The 12,614-nt window shown below is 55.0% G+C and carries 11 protein-coding genes; 10 read left to right on the top strand and 1 reads right to left on the bottom strand.

What is annotated here, in order from left to right:
- The first annotated feature begins 19 nt into the window (after positions 1-19).
- From cysS to ACJJI7_RS20650, 10 genes are all read left to right on the top strand, one after another.
- On the top strand, positions 20-1,396 hold the full coding sequence (cysS, locus tag ACJJI7_RS20695) for a cysteine--tRNA ligase (RefSeq protein WP_026305071.1): 1,377 nt from the start codon (positions 20-22) through the stop codon (positions 1,394-1,396).
- Between the two features lie 104 nt (positions 1,397-1,500).
- Positions 1,501-1,689: a DUF3012 domain-containing protein gene (locus ACJJI7_RS20690; protein WP_020413170.1), complete on the top strand. Its 189-nt coding sequence runs from the start codon at positions 1,501-1,503 to the stop codon at positions 1,687-1,689.
- A gap of 15 nt (positions 1,690-1,704) precedes the next feature.
- Positions 1,705-3,132: a Wadjet anti-phage system protein JetA family protein gene (locus ACJJI7_RS20685; RefSeq protein WP_444901307.1), complete on the top strand. Its 1,428-nt coding sequence runs from the start codon at positions 1,705-1,707 to the stop codon at positions 3,130-3,132.
- Positions 3,125-3,889: a DUF4194 domain-containing protein gene (locus tag ACJJI7_RS20680; RefSeq protein ID WP_444901308.1), complete on the top strand. Its 765-nt coding sequence runs from the start codon at positions 3,125-3,127 to the stop codon at positions 3,887-3,889. The genes ACJJI7_RS20685 and ACJJI7_RS20680 overlap by 8 nt, the downstream gene beginning before the upstream one ends.
- Positions 3,890-4,044: 155 nt before the next feature.
- On the top strand, positions 4,045-7,692 hold the full coding sequence (locus tag ACJJI7_RS20675) for an ATP-binding protein (protein ID WP_444901309.1): 3,648 nt from the start codon (positions 4,045-4,047) through the stop codon (positions 7,690-7,692).
- A gap of 42 nt (positions 7,693-7,734) precedes the next feature.
- A complete protein-coding gene (locus ACJJI7_RS20670) occupies positions 7,735-8,937 on the top strand; it encodes a Wadjet anti-phage system protein JetD domain-containing protein (protein ID WP_444901310.1) in 1,203 nt (400 codons plus the stop codon).
- A gap of 168 nt (positions 8,938-9,105) precedes the next feature.
- Complete coding sequence (locus ACJJI7_RS20665; RefSeq protein ID WP_282953147.1) at positions 9,106-9,558, top strand: hypothetical protein; 453 nt, start codon at positions 9,106-9,108, stop codon at positions 9,556-9,558.
- A gap of 140 nt (positions 9,559-9,698) precedes the next feature.
- Complete coding sequence (msrC, locus tag ACJJI7_RS20660; protein WP_020413164.1) at positions 9,699-10,169, top strand: free L-methionine (R)-S-oxide reductase MsrC; 471 nt, start codon at positions 9,699-9,701, stop codon at positions 10,167-10,169.
- Entirely contained in the window at positions 10,169-10,915 is a 747-nt protein-coding gene (locus tag ACJJI7_RS20655) for a methyltransferase domain-containing protein (protein WP_444901311.1), read from the top strand. Before msrC ends, ACJJI7_RS20655 begins: the two co-directional genes overlap by 1 nt.
- A 170-nt stretch (positions 10,916-11,085) precedes the next feature.
- Positions 11,086-11,541, top strand: coding sequence for a hypothetical protein (locus tag ACJJI7_RS20650; protein ID WP_020413162.1), 456 nt, complete (start codon positions 11,086-11,088; stop codon positions 11,539-11,541).
- Between the two features lie 54 nt (positions 11,542-11,595).
- On the opposite strand, the gene ACJJI7_RS20645 is transcribed toward ACJJI7_RS20650, so the two are convergent.
- Entirely contained in the window at positions 11,596-12,609 is a 1,014-nt protein-coding gene (locus tag ACJJI7_RS20645) for a class I SAM-dependent methyltransferase (protein WP_020413161.1), read from the bottom strand.
- Between the last annotated feature and the right edge of the window lie 5 nt (positions 12,610-12,614).

Below are 12,614 nucleotides of genomic sequence, written 5' to 3'. Positions count from 1 at the left end.
AAAGAATTCGAGAGAAAAGATGTCTCTACAGGTCTACAACACGTTTTCCGGGAAGAAAGAACCCTTCGTACCATTGGTGGAAGATCAGGTGCGCATGTATGTGTGTGGCCCCACCGTGTACAACCGTGTGCATATTGGCAATGCCCGCCCTGTGGTGGTGTTCGACACCCTGTACCGGGTGCTGAAAAGAAACTTCAGCGATGTGATTTACGCGCGCAATATCACCGATATTGACGACAAAATCATGAAAACCGCGCGGGATAATGGCGAGGAAATCGGCGTGCTGTCGGCGCGCTATGCCCAGGCTTACTACGAGGATATGGCCGCGCTCAATAACCTGGAGCCGGATATTGTCCCCTACGCCACCCAGCACTTGCCGGAAATGATCGCGATGATCGAAAGCCTGCTGGAGAAAGGCCATGCCTACGCTGCAGAGGGGCATGTGCTGTTCGCAGTGGAGTCCATGCAGGAATACGGCCAGCTTTCCAAGCGCTCCCTTGACGATATGCTCGCCGGTGCGCGTGTGGAAGTGGCACCTTACAAAAAATACGCCGGTGACTTCGTACTGTGGAAGCCTTCCTCAGATGAAGAGCCCGGTTGGGACAGCCCCTGGGGGCGTGGTCGTCCGGGTTGGCACCTGGAGTGCTCGGCCATGATCAAGAAGCATCTGGGTGATACCATCGATATCCATGGCGGTGGTCGCGACCTGACTTTCCCTCACCATGAAAACGAGCGCGCCCAAAGCTGCTGCGCCAATGGTGTCGACTTTGTGCGCTACTGGATGCACAACGGCTACGTCAATATCGACGGCGAGAAAATGTCCAAGTCTTTGGGCAACTTCCGTATGGTTAAAGATTTGCTTGAGTTGTACCCCGGTGAAGTTCTGCGTTTTGCGTTGCTGTCCGCTCATTATCGCTCTGAACTGAACTTCAGTGCTGACTTACTCGATCAAGCTTGGCGAACCTTGGACACCCTCTACGGTGCCCTGCGTGAAACCGAAGCCGTTGAGGCTGGAGCTGCAGATTTGGGTGGCAGCGCCTTTATCAAAGCGCTGGAAGATGATCTGAATACGCCCATCGCCATCAGTGAACTGCATCAGATCGCTCGTGACCTGAACAAGGCTGAAGATGCTGACAAAGCGCGCTTAAAAAGTTTACTGCTGGCTGCCGGTGAAATGCTCGGTATTTTGCAGCAGGACCCGGAAGCCTGGTTCAAGCAGGCCCGTGGTGGAGAGGAGTCTGTTTCTGCTGAGGAAATTGAAGCGCTGATTGAAGAGCGTGTACAGAGCAAGAAAAATCGAGACTTTGCCCGTGCCGATGAGATTCGGGAGGAGTTAAAATCTAAGGGTGTAGTACTAGAGGATAGTCGAGAAGGTACCAAGTGGCGCCGAGAGTAAGGTGCCTCTTAATCAATAGGAACACTCAAGCTCTTTCCCGCCCTCATTTCAAATAGGTAATTGGGGTTGGGGTAACATCCGAATTTCATTTGTAGAAGCAAACTATGAAAAAAGTATTTGTCTTGATCATCTCTATTGTTGCAGTGGTAACCCTGACAGCTTGTGAACCCAAGCGTGGCTCCGATGCTTGGTGTAAAAAAATGGACAGTGTGCCTAAGGGACAGTGGACCATGAATGATGCGGGCGACTACACCAAGTACTGTGTCTTCAACCAAAAGCCGGAAGAGGAATAAGCGGGCCTATAGTCGTTGTTCTTCGTCGATTCCTACCAGCACTTCTTCCGCCCGCTGACCGGTAAGTACCGCGAGCAGGTGGTTGAGTGCTTGCGTCTTTTGTATGAGCGTCTGTACACCGCCAAGGCTGACTACGGTGAGTCTTTGCTGCGCGAGCAGATCCTGGAAATTTTTGCCGAGGCCCTGACCCGCGCGCCCCAACTCGATAGTGAAGATGGCGTACAGGACCCCGAGGGCCGCTTCCGCAACCTGCGCGATCAGGCCGTCTGGGTACTGAACAGCCTGGTGGAGTTCGGTTGGTTGGAGAAGCAGGTGGACAGCGCCACGCTCACCGCCACCTATCCGTTTAGCCGCCGGGGCCGCCTTTTTACTCAGCCGCTGGTTGAAGTGAACGGCACTCGCGTGCGCACCCGCCACCGCAATACCCGCAACACCTTAAATGCCCTGGAAGCTTTTGCCAGCCGAGGTGAAATCCACGACTTGATCGATGCCTGGGAATACTCCGAGCGTATCGTGGCGGATTTCACCGATATGATCGCCGAGCTGGAAGAGCGCAAGCGGGAAATGGTGCGGGAAGTAGAGGCCCAATTGCTGGTGCAGCAGGCCACCGATGAGTTTTTCTCCTTTATGGAGAGCCGCTTCCAGCCGGACCTGGCTATCCGTTTGTCTGCGGATAGCGTGGAAAAACATCGCGATTCCATCAATCGGGTGATTGACTGCATTCGCTGCAAGGAGGATGTGCAGAAAGCGGAGTGGGAGAAGCGCCTGCGCCAGCTGCTGCCGGAGTTAATGCAGCCCGGCCAATCCCTGTTGTGGCTGATGCTCGATACCATCGAGGACCGTATGCGCCGCGCCTGCGAGGTGAAGTTGCCCGCGTTGCGCCGCGCGTTACAGGGTTTTACCAAGCGCGCGGATATTATTATTCGCCAGCTCAGCTACCTGCACAGCCAGGCCGAAGGTGAATTTGCCGACCTGTGCCAGCGACTCGGTGAAAGCCAGCAAAAAACACAAATTCTCGAGCAGCTGGGCGAACAGTTAGGCGGCTTCCAGCTGCGCCTGTTTGACCCCAAACAAACCCAGCTGTGGCAGCGCAATCGCCGCCAACCGGTAAATACCCGGGTCGAAGATGAAACTCCCATCGGTGAAGAGAACCGCCGCGAGATCGAGCTGCAACAATTGCTCGACCAGGCGTTTAATTTCAACAACAGTAACCTGCGCGATTATCTGAGTGATGCCCTCGGCACCGGCCGCCAGATCAACAGCCGCAACCTGCCATTGCGCGATGCGCGTGATCTGCTCGCTATGAGCCATGTGATCGAAGCAGCGGCGGTGAACCAGAGCGGCGCCGCCGACCTGCAGGTGAAATTTACCGGTGAAATCGCCAGCAATGACTATTTCACCGAATTTGACGAATATATCCTGGAGCTGAAAAACAGTGATTGAACAGGCTTTGGAAGAGGCCCTGGCGCAGTGTCGCCTGAACCGCAGCGAATTTTCCGAGCTGCTGGTGCGCCTGTTGGATTACGGCGTTATCTGCCGGGATGAAAGCGTAATTGAGACCACGCTTTACGATCGCTTCCAGCGCTGCGAGCAGCTGGTGCGAGAGTGGTTGGCCCCGCTGGGGTTGCGTTTGCAGCACGACAGCCGTTTCCAGTTTATCCGCGTGTATCCGCCCGGCGCCGAAGTGCCGGGTTTGCCGGATCAGGAAGAGCCGCACCACGGCGGCTTCCGCGCCCGCCTCAGTCAGCAGGAAGTGGCCGCGATTCTCGCCTTACGAGTGGAATACGATAAAGCGCTGCGGGAAGGGCAGGTGGATGAGAGTGGTTGCGCCGCGCTATCGATGGAAGCCCTGGAACTGGGCATGCGCAACCTGCTGAAAATGTCCCTGCCAGATAAGCACGCCGAGCGTAAAAACCTGCTGAAGAAATTGCGCCAGCTGCGTTTGGTGCAGTTCAGCAGTGAAGAAGTGGAGACCAGTGCGGAAGTCTGGCTGCGCGTGCGCCCGACCATCGCCCACTTTGTCAGCGAGTCGGTATTGCACCAGCTGATCGACAGCGAAGCCCCGCACGCAGTGGAGAGCGAGGCCACTCAAGCTGATGAAATTGATGAGGTTGAAGAGGCGGAACAAGAGCAAGCGCTCGAACGCATCACTCCAGAAGTCGAAGATAGCAGCCTGTTTGAGAGTGAAGCCGCTTCCTAGATGAAAATAGAGGCCGCAGTAGCGGCTATAAAAAATCGAAAACATTCGACCGCCCGGGTTTGTGTAAATCGCGCCCGGTAGCCTCGGAGAGGGGTGTCGGCTTCCCGCCTGTAAAAAGACCCTGCTTTTGAAAAGACCGTTTTTTTGAAAAGACTATGTTCCTAAAAAAACTGATCCTGATTAACTGGGGCAATATCCCGCAGTTGGAATATGATTTCGGCCCGATCAACCTGTTTTCCGGTGGCAACGGTTCCGGTAAAACCACGGCGGCCGATGCTATCCAAACATTGATGACTGCCGCCCACGACACCCTGTTTACCTTTAACCCGGGGCAGGATGAAACCACCCAGCGCGGGCGTGGTGGCAAGCAGGTGCGGACACTAGCTTCTTATGTGCTGGGTTGTGACGACGGCAGTTACGCCCGTGTCGAGCCCACCGACTGTTACATTGCCGGTATTTTTCACCCCACCAGCGGTGAAGACGATGCTGAGCCTTTTACTGCAGTGATGGGTATTCGCGCACACCTGGATAACAGCAGCAAACCCGCCCAGGCCCGCCAAAGTGATTTGCGCTTTTTCGTATTCCCCGGCGAGCAGTTGGTGATGGGGGATTTTGTCCGGGATTACACCGATGGCAAACACCTGCTGCCGCTGGATAAATTCAACCAGGTCCTGAGCAAGCAGTTCGAAAAAGTAGAGCAGTACGACAAGAAAAAGGCCTACCTGCGCCGCCTTTACGGTGCCCTGCGCGGACGCCGCGATGCGGTCTCCGATCGAGAGGCTATGCACGCCGCGCGCACCTTTGCCAATTTTATGGCCTACAAGCCAGTAAAAAGCATCAACGATTTTGTCGCGCAAGAGGTGTTGGAAAAACGCGATCTGGGTGATGCCATCCGCTCCGTCTCCGAGCTGATGAAAACCATTCACAGCATGGAGCAGGAAGCCCGCCAGATTGTGGAGCGGGTCAGTTCCCTGGAGGCCATCGCCCAGTCGGTAGAGCTCTATCGGGAGCAGTGGTTGCAGTTGCGGGTGCAGGAATATTTGTGCGCGCGCCACCGCCAGCAGCGGGTGCAAAAGAGTTATCTGAGTGGCAAGAACGACCAGAAAAAACTGCGCAGCGATCTGGACAACAATGAGCGGGAAGTGCGCGTCGCTTCCGAGCGTGTCGAGCAGCTCAACGGTCAGCTGGTAGAGCTACAAGCCCAGCGCCTGGGTATCGATGCGCTGCGCAATAAGGACGAACTGGAACAGCGTATTAACAATGCCCTGAGCCTTCTGTCCCAGCAGCACACTCCCATGTCTGCCGAAGAGGCCCGCTGGCGCGAGAACCGTGAGGCCGCCGAAGAATTATTAAACCTGCTCAACTCCACCTCTGCCGAGCTGGAAATTGCCGCTTTCTCCGATAAAGCACTGGTGCAGGCGATCAAGCAGGTAGCCCGCGAGGAAGACCTGCCGGATCTGCATAAGTTATTGGGCAAGGACTGGATCGACCTGGCTGCATTGGAGCCACTGCGCGAGCGCGCTGCCAGCAGCGAAGCTCTACAGAACCGCCTCTACGACCTGCTGGATAGCAGTGGTAAAGCTGGCGCCAGTGATGAGGTTTCCCCCAAAGAGCAGATTGCCCAGCAGGCCTCCCGCTGGGAGCAAAAAGTGCAGCAACTGCAAAAGCAGCTGCGCACCCAGGAGAGTCGCATTCAGCATCTCCAGGCCAATCGCGTGCGCTACCCCCAATCGGTGGAAGTGGCCCTGGCCGCAATTCGCGAGCAGTGCCCTGAGGCGGAGCCCCGCGTCCTGTGTGATTATGTGGAAGTGCTGGATGAGCGCTGGCAGATGGCGATTGAAGGCTATCTGGGCGGCGCGCGCTTCTCGATTATTGTGGAGCCGGAACATGAAGCCCGCGCGATTCGTATCGTGCGCAGCCTGCCCGGGCGCAACAACCGCGCCCGCGTGATCCAGGGAGATAAAGCCCGCCGCGATGCGGAGCGCCTGGATACGCCGTCGGGCTCTATTATCGAGCTGATGGAGTTCACCCATAAAACTGCCGAGCACTATCTGCGCGCCTCTTACGGTGCAGTGGTTCAGGTGGAGGATGAACACGAGCTGCGCGGCACCCGCCGGGGCCTGACTGCCGACGGTATGGCCAGTGGCAACTACAGCATGTGGCGCTGCGATATGGACGATGCCGAGTTGGTCTTCGGCCAGGGCGCCCGCGCCCGCGCACTGGCGGCGCAGCAGCGCGCTATGGAGCAGTTGCTGGAAGAGGCCGCCCACGTCAACGAGCGCCACCAGCTCTACCGCCGCGTTACCAACGCGGTGCGCGGACTGGCGAATATCAAGCTGTTGTCCATTGTGGATTCCGCCCTGGCGGCCCAGCGGGAATGGCGCAGCGCCGAGCGGGCTCTGGAAAACCTGGACCTGAAGGACTTCGAGCAGTTCGAGCAGCAGGTCGATGAACTCAAGGCCCAGCTTAAAGACCAGCAGAAGCAGCTGTCGGACCTCCAGCGCAAGCATGGCTCTCTGGAGACCAAGCTAAGAAGCAACGAAAAACTCTTATACGCGCTGTCTGGCGAGCTGGAGTCCCTGGACGATGCCGCCAGTGACAGCGAGGAAATGGTAAGGCGTATTACCGCCATCGATCCCACTTTCGATGCCGAGCAAGTGCTGGTTACTGCCGATGAGCAGGTGGAGCGCGCCGCCGACAACTTCGACTTTTCAGCGGATATCGAAAGTTGGCAGGGGCAGCTGGAGAAATACAGTCGCCAGCTCGATCGCGCGGTGATGGAGTACAACGCTACCTGTGCCAGCGTCGATACCCTGGTATTTGAGCCCGACTTGAGTGGCAGCCATAAAGATGGCCTGTTCAAGTTGATCAGCGGTCTCGGCGATCAGGTAGAGACCCTGCGCAACCGCCTGAAGAACAACCTGCTGGTGGAGCGCCACGATCAACTGCTGGGATTGAAAAAATCCTTTAACACCACTTTTGTAACCCACTTGTGCCACGCTATTTACCAGTCCATTAACGATGGTAAGCGCGTGTTGGATGATCTGAACAAAGAGCTGGAGCACCACCGCTTTGGTGCGGATCGCGAGCGCTTCCGTTTCGACTACCAGTGGGTAGCGGAATTCAAGGAATATTGGAGTTTCTTTAAGGCGGTAATCGAACTGCCGAACTTGGGCGAAGAGCAGAGCCTGTTCGACACAGACTTGGCGCCCAAGCACCGCAAGGTGCGGGATCGCCTGCTGAGTATGCTACTGAGTGAGGACGAGCAGGTAGCGCGGCGCGAGCTGGATCGAATCAGCGACTATCGCAACTACCGCAGCTATGAGATTTATAAGGAACCGGAGGGCAAGGAGCCGATTGCGCTCAGTCAGTACGGCACCGGTTCCGGCGGCCAGCTGGAAACGCCGGCTTATATTATCCGCTCCGCAGCGGTCACTTCGGCCTTCCGCTTTGGTGAGAGTGGCAGCCATTTGCAGATGGTGCTGGTGGATGAGGCCTTCTCCAAAATGGATGAGTCCCGCTCCAAGGAAGTGATCCGTTACCTGACCGAAACCCTGGGGTTACAGCTGCTGTTTATTATGCCCAGCAGTAAATCGGGGCCTTTTATGGACCTGATCTCGAATCAGTTTGTATTCAGCAAGTGCCCCAGTGCCAAGCCCATCGGCCAGCTGAATACCCGGGTGTATGTCGATCGCAAGGTGTGCAACCAGGAGCGTATCGCCGAACTCTGGGCCAACCACCGCCGCACGATTCGCCAACAGGCGTCGCTGGATTTTATGGACCTGGTAGAAGTAGAGGGATAGGTATTTTCGGGGGAAACCCCTCCATTGGCAGGGAGGCAAGCAATGGAAAAGGCATTGCCCTATTGGGTAGAGGAAAACCCGCTGTTAATCGGCATCCTGAATTTTATTCTGGATCGGCGGGACAGCCAGCTGGAACGCGGCAAGGAAGCCCGCATTAGTTTCAGGCTGGATTTGCGCGCTGGCAGTAAGCGTTGGCTGGAAGTGTTGGAGCCCCTCAGGGACCCCGACCAAGACGAGCAGGAGCTGTGGAATGAATTACAGCACTTTGCGCGGGAATACCAGTGTTTTACGGTGAAACCGAATCCGAAAAGGCGGCCGGGTGTTGCCGAGTGGCAGGGGGCCCAATTAATTTTTCGGGATGCCAGCGAGGAACAGCTGCGCCTGTGGCTCAATCGCCCATCCCCCACCGTTCGCCAGTCCGCCTGGACCAGCCTGCTGGAACCCTATGTCGATCGCTTTGAGAATCCCTCTGCTTTTCCCCTCGAAGGGTTGGAACTCCAACCGGGGTTTGAGTCCGTCGAAGAAATTATTGCTTGCTGGGTGTCTGTCGGCAAAGAGCTGATCTTTGCCGATAAAATTTCCTGGCGACAATTGGCCGCGCGCTGCTTTAGAGGGGATTCCAAATACCTGGAATTACCCAGCCGTCAATCTCTGGTGCGCAATCTCTATCCTGACCTGAGCCGTAAAATCCAGGAGCGCCAGCTTTTACTCCACGCCTACCTGCCCAGGCAATTTGAGCAGGTCATTTTTATCGAAAACCAGGACACTTTTATTAGCCTGGCGGAGCTGCAACCCAGTCGTGCAGCGCTGGTTTATAGCGAGGGCTACCAGGGCGGCGCAGAACGGATTCGCAATGGGGAGAGGGTGCGCTTCAGCACTATCAATGTGGTTGGTGAAAATATCCGGCAGCAATTCCTTAACTGGTGGCACGATGGGGAGTCCCGAACGGTTCCAACATTTTTCTGGGGGGATCTGGACTATGAGGGATTGCGGATTGCCGCAGCGCTGAGAAAGAGCTTTCCCGACTTGCAGTGCTGGCGCCCGGGCTACGATCTGTTACTGTATTTTCTGCGCACGGGAAAAGCCCATGCTCCGGAGCAGGCAGAAAAGGTGGGGCAAAAGCTGGTGCAAGCGATTGGTTGCCAATACGCAGATAGCACGCTGTTGCCAGCAATTTCAGACAGCAATCGCTATGTGGATCAGGAGGCGGTTGAGATTGGGGAGCTGGCCGGGACATTGGTGTGAATATGTCGCTATCCGATAAATTTTAATTGCTCGTTTTTATGGAATGGTGACTATCAAGGCTTTGGCAGGCTTTTGAACTTGTTTTTTATGCGCAATATCTCGGAAGATACAGAAAATTTGCTGTAAAAATGCCCTTCTAAAATAAGAAGGGATGTTTCTGGAGATTTTATGCGTCAGTTTTCCATTTTGGTCATTTTCGTTTTGGCCTTTGGCGGCGCCGCTGTTTTGTACGAGAAGGAAAGTCGTAAAGTAAAAGGCGTCCTGACCCAGATTACTGAGCTACAGGCGCAGATGGGCGACTTGCAAGCGGAGGTCAATCGACTTAACAGCGAGCTGGAGGCAGTGAAGCTTGCCGAGCGTCGCCGCCCGAATCTGAGAACTATGGCCAGTCGTATCCGCCGAGAGAGCACACCTTCCACGCCGCCTAAGCCTGTGGTGGAAAAACGATATGAAAGAAAGTCCAGCGGCTTGATTACCTCCGATGTCACTACAGCACCACCCGCCATCCAATCTAATAATGGTAATGCAGAGCAGGGCAGCGAGTGGTCCCGCCCGACCATAGATGCAGACCAATATCAGGAGGAATCCGGGGGGCAGGAGGTACTGGACCCTTACCAGTAATTTGTTCTCAGCTATTGATTCCAGATTGAAAGCCCGCAAAATACCTGCGTCTTGGCGCGCATAGCGCTAGGTATTTCGCAGGTTTGCTGTTTGTAGCAGACTCAATATGTAGCCACGGTTTGTGAGAGGCGATACGGCCAATGTCGTTAGATAAATTTTATGCATCTCTGAGTGGACAGCTGGAAGGCCTGCTGTCAGCTGAAAGAGACTGGCTGGCCAATACTGCCAATGCCAGTGCATTGCTTTTTATGGAGCTGGAAGATATCAACTGGGCGGGCTTCTACTTTCTGCATGGCGAAGAGCTGCGCTTGGGGCCCTTCCAGGGCAAACCGGCATGTACTCGCATCCCGGTAGGTGCCGGTGTCTGCGGCACTGCAGTTTCCACTGGCGAATCCCAATTGGTTGAAGATGTGCACCAGTTTCCCGGGCATATCGCTTGCGATGCGGTTTCTGCCTCTGAAGTGGTCATTCCGCTTTACGATAATAATGGCCATTGTCTCGGTGTGTTGGATATTGATAGCCCCACCGTTGCCCGCTTTACGCGAGAAGACCTGACAGGTTTGCAGTCCTTTGCACAGGTGCTGCTGAAATCCTCCGATTTGCCAAGCTGATGGCATTACTGTGGCAGAAGCAGGTAGGGGGTACCTGTTATCAGGTGCGTAACCATGGTGCCAGTGTGCGCCTTTACAGTAATGGGGTTTTTCACTCCCAGTGGAACCCCCGAGACCCTCTCAAGGGCTCCCTTTGGGAGCTGCTTCTGCTGCCGGCATTTTTCATTGATGAAAAGCGCTTGAACTCGGTGCTGCTGCTTGGTGTAGGAGGTGGCGCCCTGATTCGCTTACTGCAGGCTTATACCTCGGCAAAGCGTATTATTGGGGTTGATCTGGACCCTGTGCATTTAGAGATTGCCCGGCGTTTCTTCCGTGTGAGTAATGTCGATCTGGTGTGTGCCGACGCCACTGAGTATGTGGCGGATCACCTAAATGATCCTTCCAATGAACCATTTGATCTGGTTATCGATGACTTATTTGGCCACACTCAGGGAGTGGCGCAGCGCGCGGTGCCCGCAAATAGACAATGGTGCTCCAGCCTGATGTGCCTGTTACACCGGGATGGCGTGCTGGTGAGTAACTTTGGTGACAAACACGAATTGCAGGGCAGTGCTTGGCGCCAGCAGTCTATGCGCCAGAGATTAAAAGGTGCCTGGATGGCGTATATGCCTCAGTATGAGAATCATATTTTGGCAGTCAGTCGCAAAGCTTTGCCTTTGGCGGATCTGCAGTGCCGCGCACCAGATAAGATTAATCCAACCAACCCCAACCGACGCCTCAATTTCAAGATGAGCCGGCTGCGTTGACAACTAATTTTTGCCCGCCTTAGGACTCAATTCCGGCACTAGGGTGACAAATATGGGAATACTTACCAGTCACCTAAAACGCTGTCACCTCAATACTGATATTGATTGGCGCCCTTTGACACCGGCTGCCTATACTTAAGTCAGCGACGTAGTTTTTTTGGGACCGGTCGATGCGGTACAAAACTGTTGAGGAAGTGATCCAGGAAGGAAGGGACTTTCATGCCAAGCTGGCGCTGCAATATGAAGAGTATGAGCAGCTCGCCACCAATAAACGGGTCGAGCTACTTTTGGATCAGCTTCGACGACGGGAAGACTCCATGAAGCACTCGCTGGAGAACTTCCATGCAGATCTTCCCCCAGGTGCTCTGCATACTTGGGTGCAATTTGCTCCCGAAGGGCGCGAGAAAGAATTCCTGCAGCGACTGCGAAGTATCGATATTGAAAACCTCGACGACATTGCCAAATTGGCTATGGATATCGAGATTTACCTGGCGGATCAATATCGTGACTTGGCGCAGGGTGCAGAAACGCCCTCGGCACGGGAAGCTTTCGAACGTTTGCGCCAGCTTGAGGAGCTCGAGGAACACACGCTTTCGATGAACCTCTTCAATTTACGCGATTATTAGGATCGCAATCCTGCCCTGGCGACTGCTTTTCCTGTTATCCGTATCGCCTGCGCTCTAAGGGCGGAGGCGGTACACGCAGAACCCTTTCTCTTTGGTGATTAGCCGCACATCAGAGAAGTAGTGCGGTCCCTTCTTTGCCAAAGGAATAAACTCATTCACCACAAAAAGTGCTGAGCCGGTAATTTTAAGTATCCGCGCGCTGTGCTGTAGGAAACGGTCAGTGAGGTCGCCTTCAACCTGGAACCCTTGGTGAAAGGGCGGATTACAGAGCACCAAATCTGCGATTCCGCCTTCCAACTCAGAACCGGCATCTGAAGGCAATACCACGCCCTTTATACCCAGCTCGCGGAAATTCTTTTCGCAGGCCAGTAGAGCAGCGGCATTGTTATCGGTGCCGGTAAAGTGGAATTCGCCTAAGGGGGCCAGCTGGGCACTGAGATAGCCGTAGCCGCACCCCAGGTCCACGACGCGGGCGCCAGGTTTCGGCAGTTCGGTGGTGAATTGTTGGGCCAGCAGCGCGCTACCTTTGTCGATCTTGTTCCAGCCGAACAGGCCAGGTTTGCTGTACAGGCCGTTGAGCTCCGGCAGACTGCGTAGTTGTGGGTAATCCAGTTCGCCAACTAGCTCCTCTGCACTTGGGTGATCCACTCGGTTAGTACTGGAATAGTCATTGCCGTGTTTTTGCAGTTGTTTAGCAGTGCCAAGGCGCTCAGCTACTTTAGCCGCATAGCTTTTGATGCCGCTCTGTTTTCCCCCAAGCAATACCAGCTCGCCGCCTTCACCGAGAAAGTGTGGAGCCTGGTTGATGATGTGATGAACTACCGCCTTTTCTTTGGAGACCGAATAAACGATGCGGCGATAGTTGCGGTCCAGTTCCCCAAAGTGGAAGTCGTTAAAGAAGCTGCGGGCCACTTTGCCCTCTGCCTGCTCAGCAATATCCCAGCGATTACTGAGCAGGTCACCATCAAAGTGAAATCCCGGCTGCAGCAGGGATTTACTGTTTTCATCGGCGATCCACAGGGTTTCTCTGGGTGCCTGGAGGAGTTCCTGTAGGAGAAGGGCAGACATATTGT

The sequence above is a fragment of the Microbulbifer variabilis genome, assembly GCF_056232115.1.
This window is presented reverse-complemented; position numbering and strand designations above follow the sequence as displayed.

Excerpts from the sequence above, each read along its gene's own strand:
- msrC (WP_020413164.1), top strand. The coding sequence starts at position 9,699 with ATGTCGTTAGATAAATTTTATGCATCTCTGAGTGGACAGCTGGAAGGC.
- ACJJI7_RS20675 (WP_444901309.1), top strand. The coding sequence starts at position 4,045 with ATGTTCCTAAAAAAACTGATCCTGATTAACTGGGGCAATATCCCGCAG.
- ACJJI7_RS20655 (WP_444901311.1), top strand. The coding sequence starts at position 10,169 with ATGGCATTACTGTGGCAGAAGCAGGTAGGGGGTACCTGTTATCAGGTG.
- ACJJI7_RS20670 (WP_444901310.1), top strand. The coding sequence starts at position 7,735 with ATGGAAAAGGCATTGCCCTATTGGGTAGAGGAAAACCCGCTGTTAATC.
- cysS (WP_026305071.1), top strand. The coding sequence starts at position 20 with ATGTCTCTACAGGTCTACAACACGTTTTCCGGGAAGAAAGAACCCTTC.
- ACJJI7_RS20690 (WP_020413170.1), top strand. The coding sequence starts at position 1,501 with ATGAAAAAAGTATTTGTCTTGATCATCTCTATTGTTGCAGTGGTAACC.
- ACJJI7_RS20665 (WP_282953147.1), top strand. The coding sequence starts at position 9,106 with ATGCGTCAGTTTTCCATTTTGGTCATTTTCGTTTTGGCCTTTGGCGGC.
- ACJJI7_RS20650 (WP_020413162.1), top strand. The coding sequence starts at position 11,086 with ATGCGGTACAAAACTGTTGAGGAAGTGATCCAGGAAGGAAGGGACTTT.
- ACJJI7_RS20645 (WP_020413161.1), bottom strand. The coding sequence starts at position 12,609 with ATGTCTGCCCTTCTCCTACAGGAACTCCTCCAGGCACCCAGAGAAACC.